Source organism: Streptomyces sp. NBC_00986 (assembly GCF_045162565.1).
Taxonomy (GTDB): Bacteria; Actinomycetota; Actinomycetes; order Streptomycetales; family Streptomycetaceae; genus Streptomyces.
Genome location: NZ_CP108733.1, coordinates 1,190,623 through 1,207,603, shown reverse-complemented (window position 1 = coordinate 1,207,603; position 16,981 = coordinate 1,190,623). Strand labels below are relative to the sequence as shown.

The window sequence follows — 16,981 nt, the reverse complement described above, 5'->3', positions numbered from 1 at the left end:
GGCCGTGGTACCGGCTGCCGTAGGAATGAATGGTGTGGCAGGCGGTGTTGGGGCGTCACGTGAGCCATGACGCACGACGGAAGTGAACCCCGTATGTCCTTCGAAACGACCGACTACACGGGGCAGACGACGTGTGGCGACGAGGCCCGCACCCCGCTGCGCGACTTTCTGCGGACCGAGACCGGCAGCGCCGCCGTGCTGGTGGCGGCGGCGCTCGTCGCGCTCGTCTGGGCCAACGTCACGCCGTCGGCGTACGAGACGTTCTGGGAGACCCACCTCTCCGTGCGGCTCGGCTCGCACGGGGTCTCCCTCGATCTGCGCGAGTGGGTCAACAGCGGGCTGATGACCCTGTTCTTCCTCGTCGTCGGCCTGGAGGCGCGCCGCGAGTTCGACATGGGCGAGCTGCGCGAACGCAGGAGGCTGGCGCTGCCGATGGTCGCGGGCGCCAGCGGCATGCTTGTACCGATCGCGATCTATCTGGCGATCAACAGCGGGCACGGGACGGCGAACGGCTGGGGCGCGGTGATGTCCACCGACACGGCGTTCGCGCTGGGCATGCTCGCCGTCGTGGGCCGCCACATGCCGCCCGGGCTGCGCGTGTTCCTCCTCACGATCACCGTCGTCGACGACTTCCTGGCGCTCGTGGTGATCGCCGTCTTCTACAGCGACCACATCGCCGTACCGGCGCTCCTGGTCGCCGTGGGCATGTTCGCCGTCGTGATACTGCTCCGGCGGTTCCGGGTGCGCCGGGGCCCGCTGTACGCGCTGCTCGGGCTGGTCGCCTGGGTCGCGCTGCTCAAGTCGGGCGTGGACCCCGTCGTGATCGGACTCGCCATGGGGCTGATCACCTACGCCTATCCGGCGGGGCGCGACGACCTGGAGCGCGCCACCGGCCTGTTCCGGCTGTTCCGCGAGCAGCCCACACCCGAGCTGGAGCGCGACGTACGGGCCGGGATCGCGGCGTCGATCTCCCCGAACGACCGCCTCCAGCGCATCTACCACCCGTGGGCCAGCTACGCGGTGGTCCCGCTGTTCGCGCTGGCCAACGCCGGTCTCCAGATCAGCGGGGAGCAGCTTGCCAGGGCCTTCACCTCACCCGTCGCGCTGGGCATCCTCATCGGGTACGTCGTCGGCAAGCCGCTCGGCATCGTCTCCTCGACGGCGCTGACCAGCGCCCTGTCCCGGGGCCGCATCCGGCCGCCGGTCGGCTGGGGCGCGGTGACCGCGGGCGGCACGCTGGCCGGAGTCGGCTTCACCGTGTCCCTGCTGATCGCGACCCTCGCCTTCGACGGGACCACCCTGGAGGACGCGAAGACGGGCATCCTCAGCGCCGTCATCTGCTCCTTCCTGGTCGGCCGGCTGGTCACGGGGGTGATCGGACTGCTGCCGCCGCAGATCCGGCCCAGGGTGCTGTTCGGCCGGGCCGAGACCATCGTCGACCTGTCGGTCCCCGTCGACCCCGACCGCGACCACCTGCGCGGACCGCGGCACGCCCCGGTGACCGTCGTGGAGTACGGCGACTACGAATGCCCCTTCTGCGGGCAGGCCGAGCCGGTCGTCCGCGAACTGCTCGGTTCCTTCGGGGACGAGGTGCGGTACGTGTGGCGGCATCTCCCGCTCACCGACGTCCACGAGCACGCCCAGCTGGCCGCCGAGGCCGCGGAGGCCGCCGCACTGCAGGGCGGCTACTGGGAGATGCACGACCTGCTCCTCAGCCACCAGGGCGCCCTGCGCTTCAAGGACCTGCGCGCCTACGCCGAACAGATCGGCCTGGACATCGCCCGTTTCGAACGCGACATGCGGGCCCACGAGGGGGCGGGCCATGTCGCCGAGGACGTCGAGTCGGCCGACCTCAGCGGGGTCGCGGGCACCCCGACCTTCTTCGTGAACGGCCGTAGGCACCATGGCGCGTACGACATCGAGGGGCTCTCACAGGCCGTACGGGCGGCTCGTGAGCGGGCGGCGGTGGTGGCGGCGTAGGCCGTCCCGCCCGTGGGCGCCCGGCGTCATTCCGGCCGTGCGGCGCCGCCATACTGATCACGTGGACGGACAGGATGCGGGGCGGCGGGCGCACATCGAACGTTTCGTCGGCCCGCTGCGGACGAACATGCCCGGGGCCGGAGACTTCAGTTTCGAGGGGATCCGGCAGCTGGGGAACCCGGTGCCGATCCTGGTGCAGAACGACGGCGAGCGGCAGTTGCAGCTGTGGCTGGAGCCGTTCGGCCAGGACTACTGGCTGGAGCCCGGGGAGGCGGTGTACGTCACGTCGTACGGGACGTGGAGCGGCCACCCGTTCGACGTGAGTCACCAGCCCGACTGCCTCACGGTCTGGGCCGAGTCCTGGTTCGCGACGGTCTCCGACATCGACGGCAACGAGTTCCCGCCGGGCCGCCGGGACACCGCCTAGGCCGGCGGACAGGGCCGGGAATGGACCGTGGGGTGCCGGTGTTGAGACGCATGTAGCTGACATGCTCGGGACAATCTCCCGGGATGTGGGCGGAAGGAGGTCCTCATGGCACGCACCACGAACCGTCCCGTCGTCACCCTGAAGTCGACGGCCGGAACCGGCGTCACCTACGTGACGCGCAAGAGCCGTCGCAACGACCCCGACCGGCTGGTCCTGCGCAAGTACGACCCGGTGGCGGGGGAGCACGTCGACTTCCGCGAGGAGCGTTGAGCCGAGCTCGGCGGCAGTCTCACGAAGCGAGCCGAGCGGCGGTCCCACGAAGCACGCCGAGCGGCAGTCCCACGAACACAGCAGAGCGGCCGTCCCGCGACGGACGGCCTGAGGAAGGAAGCACCATGAGGTCTGGCATCCACCCCGTGTCCCGGCCGGTCGTCTTCCGCGACCGTGCGGCGGACACCGCGTTCCTGACCACCTCGACCGCGCAGTCGGCGCGCACGATCGAGTGGGCGGACGGGAACACCTACCCGCTGATCGACGTCGAGATCTCGTCGGCCAGCCACCCGTTCTACACCGGCAACACGCGCGTCGTGGACACCGCGGGCCGTGTGGAGCGCTTCGAGCGCCGCTATGGGAGGCAGTCATGAAGGTCCGCAATTCCTTGCGCTCGCTGAAGGCCAAGCCCGGCGCGCAGGTGGTACGGCGTCGTGGCGTGACGTTCGTGATCAACAAGAAGGACCCGCGCTTCAAGGCCCGCCAGGGCTGATCCGGCGCGTACGACCGGTCGGCCCGGCCCCGCTTCGGCGGTGGCCGGGCCGTTGTCGTACCGCCCCCCCCGCACATCCTGTTTGTACGCGTTTCCGAGGGAAGAAAATCCGTTCTTTATGCTTATAGCGGTATCAACCCCCTTGGAGTGGTCAATGTCCCGCAAGCACCCCATGGACGATGGCGACGAACTGCTGGCCAGACTCGGGACGCTGACCGCCCAGGCGCGCGAGCGGGCGGAGCTCCAGCGCTCCCTGCTCGAACTGGCCGTCGCCCTGCAGCGCGGCATGCTGCCCGGCGACATGCCCATCACTCCCCGGTTCCACCTCGCGGTCAAGTACTCGCCCGCCAACCACGGCCTCAACGTGGGCGGCGACTGGTACGACGCCTTCACGATGCCCGACGGGCGCATCGGCCTGTCCATCGGTGACGTCCAGGGCCACAACATCGAGGCGGCCGCGTTCATGGGCCAGGTGAGGGTCGGCCTGCGGGCGCTGGCCTCCGTGACCAGCGAGCCCGGCGAACTCCTCTCCCTGACGAACGACCTGCTGCTGTCCCTCGGCACCGAGCTCTTCGCGACCTGCACGTTCATGCGCCTTGACCCGATCACCGGAGTACTGGAGAGCGCGCGGGCCGGACACATACCCTCCGTCTGGGCCACCGCCGACGGCCGCTCCGGCATCACCGACGACGAGGGCGGACCGCCCCTCGGCATCGTCGCCGGACAGCGGTATCCGGTCACCGAGCACCGGCTCACCACCGGCGGAGTCTTCGTCCTGGTCACCGACGGCGTCGTGGAGGGCCCCTCGATGAGCGTCGACGAAGGCCTCGACCAGGTGATGCGCCTCGCCGGTGTCGCCGCCGTGGCGGGCATGGAGGCGGGCTCACTCGCGGCCGCCGTGATCAAGGGAGCGGAGCGCGTGGGGCACGAGGACGACGCGGCGGTACTGGTCGTGGGCCATGACGCGCCCGACGTCGGGGCGTAGACCTGGTCCGGCGGGGTACGTCCCGGCCGCCGCTCCGCCGCTCCGCCGCTCCGCCGCTCCGCCGCTCCGCCGCTCCGCCGCTCCGCCGCTCCGCCGCTCCGCCGCTCCGCCGCTCCGCCGCTCCGCCGCTCCGCCGGGATGTCGGGATGTCGGGATGTCGGGACCCCTTGATGGTCTTGCGGCCGCCCGCGCCGTGCCGCGCTCACACATTCCGGTCACGTGGTGATTCCCTCGCGTGTGGGCCCGGCGCCGTTCCGCTCGCCTCGCCGACACGGCCCGGTCAGTGTCTGATGGCTGCTGTGGTGGGTTTCGAGGATCTGCGGCGACCGGCCGGGTACGCCCTCCTGACGCTGGCCGTCGCCGGCGGCTACTTCGCGGCGGGGCGGCTCGGCCTGCTGCGGGAGCTGGTCGTCGAGGGGGCCGTGTTCACGCCCATCTGGCCGCCCACCGGCGTCGCGGTCGCCTGCCTGCTGATCTTCGGGCCGCGGGTGCTGCCCGGCATCGCCCTCGGCGTGCTCCTCGTGATCATGTCGATCACCTCGCTCCAGCCGACCGCGCTCGTCGTCCTGGCGGGCAACACCGTGGCGCCCGCCGTTGCCTATCTCATGCTGCGGTGGGTGGGTTTCCGAACCGACATGGGCCGGCTGCGCGACGGCCTCGCGCTGGTGTTCCTCGGTGCCCTGTCCGCGATGCTGATCAGCGCGACCTGCGGGGCCGGAATGCTGGTCGTCACCGACAAGCTGGCCGCGCACTCCTTCTGGCCGGTCTGGCTCGGCTGGTGGGTGGGCGACGCGATGGGTGTGCTGATCGTCACCCCGCTCCTGCTCATGCTGCGTACCGTGCGCCTGCCCCTGGACCTGCACCGCTGGAAGGAGGCCCTGCTGCTCGCGGCCACCATCGGCGTGATCGTCCCCCTCGTCACCCACAACCGCATCAGCCTGCTGTTCCTGATCTATCCGCTGCTGATCTGGGCGGCCCTGCGCTTCCGCTTCGCGGGCAGCATGCTGTGCGCCCTCTTCGCCTCCGTCATGGCCACCATCGCGGCGACCCAGGAGACGGGGCCGTTCGCCGAGCTGAACCACGTCGAGGTCATGGTGAAACTCCAGGCCTTCAACGGCACGATGGCCCTCACCGCCCTGCTGCTGTCCTCGGTCATCACCGAGCAGCGCAACACCCGACTCTCGGTGGAGAAGGCCTGCCAGGAACTGGCCGAGGTCCTCGAACACCTCACCGCGGGCGACCCCCGCCAGGGCGGCCGACAGTGACCGTACCGCCCAGTCAGAGAAGGCCCGCGTCGCCCCGCCTGCGCAGCACCAGCAGCGCGGTGTCGTCCCGGGGCGTGCCCGCCGTGTGGCGCCGCAGATCGCCGTAGACAGTGGCCGGAACATCCTTCGGGAGGACATCGCCCCAGGTAGCCGCCCGCTCCTCCAGGGGATAGAACGCGCCGGACGGATCGCGCGCCTCGGTCACCCCGTCCGTGCAGAGCAGAAGCGTGCCGTCCGACGGGAAGGCGAACCACTCGACGGTACGAGGATCGGGGGCCAGCGCGTCGAGGCCCAGCGGCACACAGGGCTCCTGCCGGAGCACCGGCTCGGCCCGCTCCTTGTGCAGCAGCAGCGGCGCCACATGACCGCAGTTGATCGCCTGGACCTCCTGCTCGCCGTCGATGCCCAGGACGATCGCCGTCACGAACCGCTCCCGCTCGCCGGTCTGCGCCGCGAAGGAGTTGTGCCGTAGCACCGCCTCCTCCAGGGCGTCGACCACGGCGGTGAGCGTGGGCTCGGCCACGGCCGCCTCGCGGAAGGCGCTGAGCACGGCGAACGCGGCGCTGATCGCCTGGAGGCCCTTGCCCTGCACGTCGGCGATGAAGACGCGGCTGCCGTACGGCGAGGAGACCACCTCGTAGACGTCGCCGCCGACCCGGCTGTCCTCCTCCACGGGCTGGTAGAGGCCGTGGACCAGGAGCTGGTCGGTCATCAGGGGGAACGGGCGCAGGATCTGGCGTTGCAGCGCGGCCGCCGCCGACCGCAGGCGGGCGATCTCGCCCTCCCAGCGGATCCGCTGCGCCGCCCGGGCCACGCTGAGGCCGTTGAACACCAGGGTGAAGGCGATGACGGCCGCGTCGGCGCCCGCCGTGCCCAGCGGGGTGTCGACGAGGGAGCCGACGATGACGAGCGTCACCCACACGGAGGCGACGGTCGTCTGCCGCACGGTGCCGCGCCCCGCGAGCAGCGCGGGCAGCACCACCAGGAAGGGGGCGGGCCGGGTGTCCCGGCCCAGCACGATTCCGGTCAGCGCCACCACCAGCGTGACGACGACGAGCCAGAACACGACCACGGCCCAGCTGAGCGGAGGCGTGGAGCGCTGTCCGGCGTCTACCACGGTGGAACCGGCCGGATCTCTCGAGGTGCGCACCGGCCCTCCGCTTCCTTCAGTCGTCGAACAACCGTCGGGAAAGCATCCCACTCTTCAATATCAGCCCCACCCGTACCGTCCGCGAGCTGCGACAACAGCTCAGGCCGACCCGGGACGCACAGAAAGCGCACAGGGGGCTAGATTCCGATCCGTATGTTTGGCCGATGGTGGGGGAGTTGGGGACCGTTGTTCATCTGGCGCACACTGCGGGGTGAATGGCAGGGCATCGTCGTCGATCCGGTACGACAGCTGCTGCGGCGCGGACTGATGGGGGTGTCCCTGGCGTTCGTCGCCGCCTTCGGCGTCATCTTCTTCCACGCGCTCGCACAGCACCCGACCGGCGCCGAGATCGTGCGGGACATCGGCGGCGTCCAGGGCGACCTGCCGCTGTGGCTCGCCCTGGTGCGCACCCCGATATCGCTGTACGTCCCCGCCCTCGACCTGCCTGTCTGGGCCGGCATCACCCAGCTGTTCCTCGCCTTCGCGCTGGCCGAGCTGGCCCTCGGCCGGGCCCGCACGCTCGTCGTCGCCTACGTGACCACCCTGGCCGGCACCCTCACGGTGCGCGTGATGCTTCTGCTCGGGCCCGGCTGCGGGGGCATCGGGCTGCGGCCCGAGATCGGGCACGTCCTCGACACCGGGCCGTCCGCGGCGGTCGTAGGACTGTTCACGTATCTCGCCGTCGTCCGGCGCGCGCCTGTCGTGTTCTTCCTCACCGGCGGATCGATGGTGTGGGAGTCGATCGTGAAACCCAATCTGGCGGGCCGCGAGCACCTGGTCGCGGTGGCCACCGCCGTCGTCCTGGGCGTGGTCCACGAGGTGCGCCACCGGCGGCCGACGGTCACGGCGCTGCTTCCGCAGTTCAAGGCGGAGCAGCCGGTCAGGGCCGAGACACGCTGCCCATCTCCGCGCTGAACCCCGCCGGTTCGCTGTCGAACCCGCGCACCATCGCACGGAACTCCCAGGCTCCGGAGGCGTCCTTGGTGAACTCGGCGACCGTCGCCGCGGTGGACCCGGCCACCCCCGCGAAGTCGTCCGACAGCAGCTCCTTGTACCCCTCCACGACCAGCGTCCTGGCGTGCGACAGATCGCCGAAGGTCCTGGTCCCGCCGTTCTGGTGGATCGCCACGCCTACGACCACCCGGCCGAACGACGAGGCGAGACGGTCGAGTTCGAGGACCATCACCTCCATGTAGCCGTACCCCTGGCCGCTCTCGCTGTGCCGGCTCATGTTGATCGTGCCGTCCGGCGAGCGGCTCTCGGAGTTGACGACGTACACCGGGCGTCCGTGCGGGGCCTCGGCGGAGTAGGTCGCCGCGACGATGTCCAGATGGCGCGGCTGCTGCCCCCAGGGACTCGGATCCCACCGGAGCCGTACTTCGACCTTCCCCGCAACTGTGCTGACACTGCTCACTGAATGCCGCTCCCGTATCAGGCCATCACGGGACGATCCCCCGCATGGTCAAGTATGGCTCTTCGACGGCCTGTTGATGCCGCCCGGACGGACCCGGCAAACCCGGGGTCAGGCGCTCCGGATCGCGTCCACCAGCCCGGCGACGAGACGCGCCCGCTCGGCCATCGACGCGACGAGCAGATACTCGTGGTCCGCGTGCGCCCCGCCGCCGACCGCGCCCAGTCCGTCGAGCGTCGGCACCCCCAGTGCGGCCGTGAAGTTCCCGTCGCTCCCGCCGCCGACCGCCCGGCCTTCGAGCCCGGGCAGCAACTCCTGCGCCACAGCGAACAGTTCGGCCGCGGCCGACTCGGGCATGGGCGGCCGACCGATACTTCCCTCTACGGTGATCACGGCCCTGTCGATATGCGGAGCGAGGGCGGCGAACGCGGCCTCGATCCGTTCCTTCTCCTCGGCCGACTCGACCCGTACATCCACGACGACGGTCGCCTGCGCGGGGACGACGTTGTCCAGCGTTCCGGCGGACGCGACGGTCGGCGTGACCGTCGTACCGACCTCCGGCCGCGCCAACGCCGCGATGTCGAGCACCTGGTGGGCCGCCTCGACCAGCGCGTTGACCCCGGCCGCGGGCTCGAGCCCCGCGTGCGAGGCCCGGCCCGCGACGGACACCTCGAACGTGCCGCATCCTTTACGGCCGGTCTTCACGCCCCCGCCGTCGGCGGCCCCTTCGACCACCAGCACGGCACCGCAGGCGAGGGCACGTTCCTCGATGAGCGCCCGGGAGGAGCGGGAACCGACCTCTTCGTCGGCGGTCACCAGGATCTCGACGCCGGAACGGTCCTCCAGCGCGGCCAGCCCGTGGACCGCCTGCACCAGACCGCCGAGCATGTCGAAGACCCCGGGTCCGGTCGCCCGCCCGTCCTCGACCAGGAAGGGGCGCCGCGCGAGAGTGCCGAGCGGGAACACGGTGTCGTGGTGACCGAGGACCAGCACGCGAGGCGTCCCACCACCGGCCCAGTGGACGTGCGGCCCGCCCTCACTCCCGACGAGCGCGGCCCGCCCGCCGAGCCGCCCCTCGATGACGGCGGCGACGGTCTCGGCCGACTTCCGCAGGGCGTCCAGGTCACGGGAGGGGGACTCGACCTCGACGAGGGTCCGGAGGTCGTCGAGCATCGCGTCGACGCTCACGGCGATGGTGTTGTGCGTGGTCACGGAGGAAGGCTACGCGGGGAGTGCGGGGGAGGGCGCGACCGGTCGGCGGTCCTGACCGGTACCTTCCTGCCGCCGAGCGCACCCCGCCCCGAACGGCGAAGGGCCGGCCCGACGCCCAACGCGTCGAACCGGCCCAACGGCCCTGCGGATAAAGTGAGTTGATCAGTCCGTGCCGGACTCCATCGCCGCGCGGTCGAGCAGCGCGTCGTCCTCGGAGACCTCGCCGCGGGAGGCGATCGCCTCGGCGCCGCCCTCGGGCATGCTGCCGATGAGGCCGGTCGCGGCGGCCTGGGCGGCGCCGATCGCGGTGTTGCCGGTGCCGATGAGGCCGAGGCCGGCGTACTGCTCCAGCTTGGCGCGGGAGTCGGCGATGTCGAGGTTGCGCATGGTGAGCTGGCCGATGCGGTCGACCGGGCCGAAGGCCGAGTCCTCGGTGCGCTCCATGGACAGCTTGTCCGGGTGGTAGCTGAACGCCGGGCCCGAGGTGTCGAGCAGCGAGTAGTCCTCGCCGCGCCGCAGCCGCAGGGTGACCTCGCCGGTGATCGCCGAGCCGACCCAGCGCTGCAGGGACTCCCGGACCATCAGGGCCTGCGGGTCCAGCCAGCGGCCCTCGTACATCAGCCGGCCCAGGCGCCGGCCCTCGTTGTGGTACTGGGCGACGGTGTCCTCGTTGTGGATCGCGTTCACGAGGCGCTCGTAGGCCGCGTGGAGCAGGGCCATGCCCGGCGCCTCGTAGATGCCGCGGCTCTTCGCCTCGATGATCCGGTTCTCGATCTGGTCGGACATGCCCAGGCCGTGCCGGCCGCCGATCGCGTTGGCCTCCATGACGAGGTCTACGGGGGAGGAGAACTCCTTGCCGTTGATCGTCACCGGGCGGCCCTGGTCGAAGCCGATCGTCACGTCCTCGGTGACGATCTCGACCGACGGGTCCCAGAAGCGCACGCCCATGATCGGCTCGACCGTCTCCACACCCGTGTCCAGGTGCTCCAGCGTCTTGGCCTCGTGGGTGGCGCCCCAGATGTTGGCGTCGGTGGAGTACGCCTTCTCCGTGCTGTCGCGGTACGGCAGCTCGTGCGCGAGCAGCCACTCCGACATCTCCTTGCGGCCGCCCAGTTCGGTCACGAAGTCCGCGTCCAGCCAGGGCTTGTAGATCCGCAGGTGCGGGTTGGCCAGCAGGCCGTAGCGGTAGAACCGCTCGATGTCGTTGCCCTTGAAGGTGGAGCCGTCGCCCCAGATCTGGACGTCGTCCTCGAGCATCGCCCGGACCAGCAGCGTGCCGGTGACGGCACGGCCCAGCGGGGTGGTGTTGAAATAGGCCCGCCCGCCGGAGCGGATGTGGAACGCCCCGCAGGTCAGCGCGGCCAGGCCCTCCTCGACCAGCGCCGCACGGCAGTCGACCAGACGCGCGATCTCGGCGCCGTAGGCCTGCGCGCGACCGGGCACCGAGGCGATGTCGGGCTCGTCGTACTGGCCGATGTCGGCGGTGTAGGTGCAGGGGACGGCACCCTTGTCGCGCATCCAGGCGACCGCGACGGAGGTGTCGAGTCCGCCGGAGAAGGCGATGCCGACGCGCTCGCCGGTGGGGAGGGAGGTGAGGACCTTAGACATGGGAAGATTATGCACCCTCGCGCATGGTCATGCAAAGTCCCCTTTCTGATCCCCCTTTTTGATACGGCTCGATCCCTCTTTTGATACGCCGCTGCCGGGCACCCGTGACGCAGGAGGGCACCCGGCAGCGGCGGCGGTGGGACTGTGCTCAACACCCCGCCTTGTAGAAGTACTTGCTGATCGCGGGCTCGTTCATGTTCGCCTTGGTGATGGCGACCATGTTGGTGCCGATCGACTTCTGGACCGTCTTGCCCTCGAAGGCCGCGGCGAGCTGGTCGACGGCCTCCTTGCCGATCGCCGCCGGGTCCTGCGCGACCAGGACCTGCAGGGTGCCCGCCTTCAGCGAGGCGATCTCGTCCGGCTCGGCGTCGAACGCGGCGACCTTCACCGTGCCCTCCTTGCCCGCCTGCTTGAGACCGGTGGCTATGCCCTGGCCGGTGTTCGTGTTGCCCGCGAAGACACCGCCCAGGTCGGGGTGGGCCGCCAGCGTCGACTGGATCTGGGAGGCCGCGGTGGCCGGCAGGTCGTTGTCGTAGAGGGTGGGCAGCATCTTGATGCCCGGGTACTTCTTCATCTCCTCCGTGAAGCCCTTGATGCGGGCGTCGGTGGTGGAGACGCCGGGCTTGACGCTGATGACGATGGCCGAGCCCTTCTCGTTCATCAGCTTGGCGAGCGCGTCGGCCGCCACCCGGCCGCCCTTCTCGTTGTCGGACGAGATACGGGTGATGCCGATCGACGAGTCGGACACCGTGGTGTCCACCAGCGCGACCTTGGTCCCGGACGACTGGATCTGCTTGAGCGAGGGGGTGAGCGCGCTGGTGTCGACCGGCGAGATCAGCAGCCCGTCCGGCCTGGTCGCCGCCACCGAGTCGATGAGGGGGCGCTGGACCGACACGTCCCACTGGGCGGAGCCGTCGGCGCTGAATTCCATGCCCTTGGCCTTGGCCTCGGTCTGCGCCGCGCACGTCATGGTGATGTAGAAGGGGTCGCTCTTCACGCCGGTGATCAGCCGGACCTTCTTGCCGGAGGCCCCTCCCTTCGACCCCGAACTGCCGCTGTCGCTCGACGAACTGCAGGCGGCGGCGCCGGTCAGGACCAGCACGGTGCCCGCGGCGACCAGTACTTTGCGCGTGATGCGGATGCTCGACATAAGGGTGTCCTCCTGGGTCATACGAGGGTTGGGGCGAAGGCTGGGGCGGGGGTCGGGATCATGCGCGTTCCCGGGTCTTCCTGCGCATCTGGTCGATGTAGACGGCGGCGACCAGGACGACACCGACGGCGACGTCCTGCCAGTACTGCTGAACGCCGATGACGATCAGCCCGGTGGTCAGCACCGCGGGGATGAACACGCCGATCACGGTGCCCAGCACCGAACCCCGCCCGCCGAACAGGCTGGTGCCGCCCAGGACCACCGCGGTGATCACCTTCAGGTTGTCGGTGGAGTGCCCGGCGATCGACGTCGTGCCGTACGACGCCAGCCACATCACCGCGCCAAGACCGGCGAGGAGGCCCATCAGGCCGTAGACCTTGATCAGATGGCGGCCCACCGGGATGCCCGCGCGGCGGACGGCGGTCGGGTTGGAGCCGATCGCCAGGGTGTGGCTGCCGAACTTCGTGGCACCGAGCACCGCGCCGAACAGGGCGGTGACCACCGCGGCGAGGATCACCATCCAGGGGATGCCGAGCAACTTGCCGAATCCCAGGCTGTTCTGGAGGTGCGCCGCGGACGCGCCGGACGGGTCCTGGCCGCCGGTGGCGAGTTCGGCGATGCCGAGCGCCGCGCCCAGTCCGCCCAGGGTCACGATCAGCGGCGGCACCTTCCCGGTCGCCACCACCGCGCCCTGCAGAGCGCCCCAACCCGCCCCCACCGCAAGGGCGATGACGACACAGACCGCGACCGTGAACCAGCCGGCGGTGGGCCCGCCGTGGTGGATGTTGTACTCGCCGGCTGCCACCGCCGCCAGCACCAGCACCGAGCCGATCGACAGGTCGATGCCCGCGGTGATGATCACGAACGTCATGCCGACGCCGAGCACCAGATAGATGGCCGCGTTCACGGCGATCTGCGTGATGTCGTACGTGGTGAAGAACTTGCCCGGTGCCGCGATGGTGAAGAACGCGACCAGCGCGACGAGGATCACGAAGGTCCACAACTCGCTGATACCGGCGGCCCGTCGGAGCCACGGCGGTATCGCGAGGCGCCCGGCGCCGGCCGGGGGCGGCTCCTGTGCCGGGGCGGCCGGCTTGATGTCCTGGCTGTTGGCGCTCATCGCCCGTCCTCCGCTTCCGTCGCGCCGGCCGGGTCGTGGTTCCCGTTCTGCGCGGGCTCGTCCAGCGATCCGGTCATGGCGCCGACGAGTTTCTCGATCGTGGCGTCGGCCGCGCTGAACGACGCGACCCGACGGCCCAGCCGCAGTACTTCGACCCGGTCCGCCACCGACAGCACCTCGGGCATGTTGTGGCTGATGAGGACGACGCAGATGCCCCGGTCGGCGACCCTGCGGACGGTCTCCAGGACCCGGGCGCGCTGGACGACGCCCAGGGCGGCGGTCGGTTCGTCCATGAAGATGACCTTGTTGGCGAAGGCCACCGCGCGCGCCACGGCCACGGACTGCCGTTGCCCTCCTGACAACGTTGTCACAGGAGCCGTCACATCTTTCAGCTCCACGCCCAGTTCACCGAACGCCGCGATCGCCTCCCGGCGCATGGTGGGCCGGTCGAGCACGCCCAGCCGGCCGAGCAGGCCTCCGCGCACAAGTTCCCTGCCGAGATAGAGATTTGACGCCGCGTCAAGATCCGGCGCCAGGGAGAGATCCTGGTAGACGGTCTCGACTCCGTGCCGTTGCGCGTCCATCGGCCCGGTGAACCGGACCGGCGTCCCGTCCAGGCGCACCTCGCCCTCGTCCGGGGTGAGGACGCCGGAAAGCACGTTCACCAACGTCGACTTGCCGGCGCCGTTGTCACCGATCAGTGCGACGACCTCGCCGGCGTAGGCCGTGAAGTCGGCGCCCGAGAGCGCCTGGACATGGCCGAAACGCTTGACCACACCGTGTGCCGCTAGAAGGGGTTGTCTTGCAGAGGCCATGTTGTGCCTTCTGGTTGGTATCGTTAACAGCTCGTCGATTCTGGGAGGCCCGTGGGTGGGCGTCAAGGGTCGTGAACGAACGGGGAATTGGGCGGACACCGTCGGCCCGTCGGACAGCCTCTGGTCCGGTCGCGCAGGATGACCTCGGGAGGACGCGGCGTGACCAGTCGTCCCAGCCGTCCCAGGATGAAGGACGTGGCCGCGGAAGCGGGCGTGAGCGTGATGACGGTGTCCCGGGTGGTCAACGGAGAGTCGGGCGTGGCACCCCGCACCGCCGCCCGCGTGGCGGCCGCGGTCCGCAAGCTGGGCTATCAACGTGACGACGTGGCACGGCAGTTGCGCCGTACGGACCGGCTGAGCCAGACCATCGGACTGATGGTGGACAACGTTGCCGACCCCTTCATGGCCGCCGTCGCCTCGGCCACCGAGGACGTCGCCCACCGGCGCGGCAACATGGTCCTCATCGGCTCCAGCCGCGCCGACCTCCATCGTGAACGCGAAGTCATCGCGGCCTTCACCGCCCGCAGGGTCGACGGGCTGATCCTCACCCCGGTCGCGGGCGACCACCGTGTGCTGCGCTCGGCGCAGGCGCGGGGCACGAAGATCGTGTGCGTGGACCGGGTGGCACCCGGCCTCGATGTGGACACGGTGGTGGTGGACAACTTCGGCGCGGTACGGCAGGCCGTACGCCACCTCATCGCGCACGGCCACCGCCGCATCAGCTACCTCGGCGACAAGCCGGAGATCTGGACCTTCGGCGAACGGCACCGCGGCTATCTGGCGGCTCTGAGCGCTGCCGGGATCGACGCCGATCCGGCGCTCGTCCGGCACGGATTGCGGTCCGGCGCCGACGCCGCCCGGGCCGTGACCGCGATCCTCTCCGCACCGGAGCCGCCCACGGCCGTCCTCGCGGGCAACGAGGTCCTCGCGTTCGGCGTGCGGGCCGTGCTGCCCGCCGGCGTCGCGTTCATCGCCTTCGACGACTTCGCGCTGGCCGCGCAGCTGACGCCGCCGGTCACGGTCATCGCGCAGGACCCCGTCGCCCTGGCGACGAGCGCCGCGCAGCTGCTGTTCGCCCGTATCCACGGCGACACGTCACCGCCGCGCAGGGTCGTCATGCCGACGGAGCTGATCCCGCGCGGGTCGGGGGAGATTCCGGGCCCCGGTACGCCGTTCACGCAGCGGCGCTGAATCCCGTCCCCCGTCCCGCGTACGGCATGGGTCGTTACGCGCGAGGCCGCTCGAAGGTGAGGAGCAGGCCCTCGACCGCGCCGGGACCTATGCGGCCCTTGACGTCGGCGGCGGTGATGGCCTTCAGGCCCCAGCCGTCCTCGGCGTGCTTGTTGAGGACCTTCTCCAGCTTGTCGCTGTCCAGCGCGTCGCCGATCAGCGACTCCCGGAAGCTGACGACCTTGTACTCGAACGTGTAGGCGTTGCTCATGCTGCGATGTCCTCCTGTGCGTGCGCACGGTGTGCGGTGGGCGGGGTCAGCCAATCATGGGGGGAGGTTCCCGCGCAGGCCGGGGGTGGTTTCGTGGCAGGACTGTCAACTGGGCCTGACCAGTGGTGTGTTGTCCGGGCCGGGCGTCGGAGGTGGGCTCGCGGGTATGCCACGACGGCAGTCGCGGCCGTCGTGTCACCCGGGACGCGTCGTGGCGGAGACGTAGCGTGGCCGGTGACCGAGGCGTACGTGAACGGATCCCGTGGAGGCGCCATGTGCTGGAGTGCGAAGGCCGACCTCGTGGCGGGCGCGGCGGTCGCCGCCGTAGGAGTGGCCTGTGTGGTCCGGGCGCGCAGGCGGACCGATCTCCCGATGGCGGCACTGCCGTTGCTGCTCGGCGCCCACCAGATCGTGGAGTCGGCGGTGTGGGCAGCCGACGGGGGCTCGGGACCGGCCACCCTCGCCTGGGCCGTCATCGCCATGCCCCTGCTGGCGGTGTGGGTCCCGGTGGGCGTGTGGTGCGCCGCGTCACGGCGGGCCAGGCCCCGGATCGGCGTACTGGTCGCGGTCGGCGCGGTGACCGCGGCGGCCCTCGCCCACGCCCTCGCCGTACACCCCGTGACGGCCGAGATCCGGGGCCACACCCTCGGCTACGTCGTGGACCTTCCCTACGCCCAACTGGTCATCGCCGGCTACCTCGTGGCGACGATCGGCTCGCTGCTCCTGTCCGGTGAGCGCGGGCTGGTGGTGCTGGGGATCCTGGTCACGGCCGGCGCGATGGTCTGCTGGACGCTGTGGGAGCTGGAGTTCGTCTCGACGTGGTGCGCGGTCGCCGCGGTGTCCTCGCTTGTCCTGTTCTTCTGGGTGAACGGCCGCGACCGGGAGCCGGGGAGGCGGCCCTACGTCAGTGCGGGGCGCGGCAGGTCCACAGGCTGAGGTCGCTGCTCGTGGCGACGGCGAGGGTCTGGCCGGAGGGCGAGAAGCCCGCGGCGCGCAGCTCCGAGTAGTTGGCGTCGAAGATGTGCCACCAGGTCTCTCCGGCCTGCCCCTTGTGGATGCCGTGGCCCGTCGAGAGGACGACCCGGTCGTGCGGCCACTCGGGGCTGACGACGTCCACGGTCCAGCCGCCGGGCGCCGCACCGCTGTGCAGACCACCGCCGAAGAGACCGGCAATGCGCACCGGGACGCCCGCGATCGGACCGAGGCCGGGGCAGACGAGGTCCGGGTGGCAGTCGGGCGTGCTCGTCCCGGGGTCGGGGTCCCGGTCGCGGGCGATCTTCTCACCGGTGAACGCGTCGAACAGGCCGTGACCGTCGGTCGAGACCACCATCACCAGATCGTGCCCGGTGTCGGGATGGGCGGCGAAACCGATGCCGAGCAGACCGCCGATGGGGGTGGTGTTGTCGAGCACGGGCCGCCAGGGTTCGGGCGCGGGCATGACGGGGGCGGCGAGGCAGCGGTCGCGCAACTGCTGCTGGTACGGGGTGAGCAAGGGGTGTCTCCTCGGTGCGGTCGGCCACGAGGATCTCTCAGGGAGGGGCGGGAGTCGAGCCGAATTCGGTCGGGGCCTTGCACGGGTGTCGCTGAGTAGTGCCCAAGTCCCGCCGCGCGCCAAGTCGTTGGTGTCGGCAGGCGATGTCGGGTTGGATGGCTC

General features: G+C 70.7%; 19 protein-coding genes. 10 read left to right on the top strand and 9 right to left on the bottom strand.

Annotation, left to right across the window (positions count from 1 at the left end; translation table 11 throughout):
* Positions 1-93: 93 nt before the first annotated feature.
* The 7 genes from nhaA to OG504_RS05325 all read left to right on the top strand — a co-directional run bounded on the left by nhaA (position 94) and on the right by OG504_RS05325 (position 5,420).
* Positions 94-1,980 carry a Na+/H+ antiporter NhaA gene (gene nhaA / locus OG504_RS05355; RefSeq protein ID WP_405988648.1) on the top strand — a complete coding sequence of 629 codons (1,887 nt, stop codon included), beginning with the start codon at positions 94-96 and terminating at the stop codon, positions 1,978-1,980.
* A gap of 61 nt (positions 1,981-2,041) precedes the next feature.
* A complete protein-coding gene (locus OG504_RS05350; RefSeq protein ID WP_405988647.1) occupies positions 2,042-2,407 on the top strand; it encodes a hypothetical protein in 366 nt (121 codons plus the stop codon).
* A 105-nt stretch (positions 2,408-2,512) separates the two neighbouring features.
* Positions 2,513-2,677 carry a 50S ribosomal protein L33 gene (gene rpmG, locus OG504_RS05345; protein WP_200690819.1) on the top strand — a complete coding sequence of 55 codons (165 nt, stop codon included), beginning with the start codon at positions 2,513-2,515 and terminating at the stop codon, positions 2,675-2,677.
* A gap of 125 nt (positions 2,678-2,802) precedes the next feature.
* Positions 2,803-3,051, top strand: a complete 249-nt coding sequence (locus OG504_RS05340) for a type B 50S ribosomal protein L31 (protein ID WP_317883668.1) — start codon at positions 2,803-2,805, stop codon at positions 3,049-3,051.
* A complete protein-coding gene (ykgO, locus tag OG504_RS05335) occupies positions 3,048-3,170 on the top strand; it encodes a type B 50S ribosomal protein L36 (protein ID WP_014669332.1) in 123 nt (40 codons plus the stop codon). Before OG504_RS05340 ends, ykgO begins: the two co-directional genes overlap by 4 nt.
* A 154-nt stretch (positions 3,171-3,324) precedes the next feature.
* Positions 3,325-4,155 (top strand): PP2C family protein-serine/threonine phosphatase, encoded by an 831-nt coding sequence (locus OG504_RS05330; protein ID WP_405988646.1) that lies wholly within the window; start codon positions 3,325-3,327, stop codon positions 4,153-4,155.
* Between the two features lie 290 nt (positions 4,156-4,445).
* Positions 4,446-5,420 (top strand): MASE1 domain-containing protein, encoded by a 975-nt coding sequence (locus OG504_RS05325; RefSeq protein ID WP_405988645.1) that lies wholly within the window; start codon positions 4,446-4,448, stop codon positions 5,418-5,420.
* 13 nt (positions 5,421-5,433) lie between these two features.
* Here OG504_RS05325 and OG504_RS05320 read toward each other — a convergent pair whose 3' ends face one another.
* On the bottom strand, positions 5,434-6,570 hold the full coding sequence (locus OG504_RS05320; RefSeq protein ID WP_405988644.1) for a PP2C family protein-serine/threonine phosphatase: 1,137 nt from the start codon (positions 6,568-6,570) through the stop codon (positions 5,434-5,436).
* 153 nt (positions 6,571-6,723) lie between these two features.
* On the opposite strand from OG504_RS05320, the gene OG504_RS05315 reads away from it, so the two are divergent.
* Entirely contained in the window at positions 6,724-7,485 is a 762-nt protein-coding gene (locus OG504_RS05315) for a hypothetical protein (protein WP_405988643.1), read from the top strand.
* On the opposite strand, the gene OG504_RS05310 is transcribed toward OG504_RS05315, so the two are convergent.
* The 6 genes from OG504_RS05310 to OG504_RS05285 all read right to left on the bottom strand — a co-directional run bounded on the left by OG504_RS05310 (position 7,451) and on the right by OG504_RS05285 (position 13,886).
* Positions 7,451-7,984: a TerD family protein gene (locus OG504_RS05310; RefSeq protein ID WP_405988642.1), complete on the bottom strand. Its 534-nt coding sequence runs from the start codon at positions 7,982-7,984 to the stop codon at positions 7,451-7,453. The genes OG504_RS05315 and OG504_RS05310 overlap by 35 nt on opposite strands.
* Before the next feature lie 108 nt (positions 7,985-8,092).
* Positions 8,093-9,154: a M20 family metallopeptidase gene (locus tag OG504_RS05305; RefSeq protein WP_405996259.1), complete on the bottom strand. Its 1,062-nt coding sequence runs from the start codon at positions 9,152-9,154 to the stop codon at positions 8,093-8,095.
* A 201-nt stretch (positions 9,155-9,355) separates the two neighbouring features.
* Complete coding sequence (gene argG, locus OG504_RS05300) at positions 9,356-10,801, bottom strand: argininosuccinate synthase (protein WP_033280510.1); 1,446 nt, start codon at positions 10,799-10,801, stop codon at positions 9,356-9,358.
* A gap of 148 nt (positions 10,802-10,949) precedes the next feature.
* Positions 10,950-11,951, bottom strand: a complete 1,002-nt coding sequence (locus OG504_RS05295) for an ABC transporter substrate-binding protein (protein ID WP_405988641.1) — start codon at positions 11,949-11,951, stop codon at positions 10,950-10,952.
* 58 nt (positions 11,952-12,009) lie between these two features.
* On the bottom strand, positions 12,010-13,071 hold the full coding sequence (locus OG504_RS05290; protein ID WP_405988640.1) for an ABC transporter permease: 1,062 nt from the start codon (positions 13,069-13,071) through the stop codon (positions 12,010-12,012).
* Positions 13,068-13,886, bottom strand: a complete 819-nt coding sequence (locus tag OG504_RS05285; protein ID WP_405988639.1) for an ATP-binding cassette domain-containing protein — start codon at positions 13,884-13,886, stop codon at positions 13,068-13,070. Before OG504_RS05285 ends, OG504_RS05290 begins: the two co-directional genes overlap by 4 nt.
* A 159-nt stretch (positions 13,887-14,045) precedes the next feature.
* Here OG504_RS05285 and OG504_RS05280 point away from each other — a divergent pair, with 159 nt between their 5' ends.
* Positions 14,046-15,077, top strand: coding sequence for a LacI family DNA-binding transcriptional regulator (locus OG504_RS05280; RefSeq protein WP_405988638.1), 1,032 nt, complete (start codon positions 14,046-14,048; stop codon positions 15,075-15,077).
* 34 nt (positions 15,078-15,111) lie between these two features.
* Here OG504_RS05280 and OG504_RS05275 read toward each other — a convergent pair whose 3' ends face one another.
* Positions 15,112-15,327 (bottom strand): DUF4177 domain-containing protein, encoded by a 216-nt coding sequence (locus OG504_RS05275; protein ID WP_019056094.1) that lies wholly within the window; start codon positions 15,325-15,327, stop codon positions 15,112-15,114.
* A gap of 273 nt (positions 15,328-15,600) precedes the next feature.
* Here OG504_RS05275 and OG504_RS05270 point away from each other — a divergent pair, with 273 nt between their 5' ends.
* On the top strand, positions 15,601-16,263 hold the full coding sequence (locus OG504_RS05270) for a DUF6629 family protein (protein ID WP_405988637.1): 663 nt from the start codon (positions 15,601-15,603) through the stop codon (positions 16,261-16,263).
* On the opposite strand, the gene OG504_RS05265 is transcribed toward OG504_RS05270, so the two are convergent.
* Entirely contained in the window at positions 16,232-16,819 is a 588-nt protein-coding gene (locus OG504_RS05265; RefSeq protein ID WP_405988636.1) for a hypothetical protein, read from the bottom strand. The two genes, OG504_RS05270 and OG504_RS05265, sit on opposite strands and share 32 nt — an antisense overlap.
* Between the last annotated feature and the right edge of the window lie 162 nt (positions 16,820-16,981).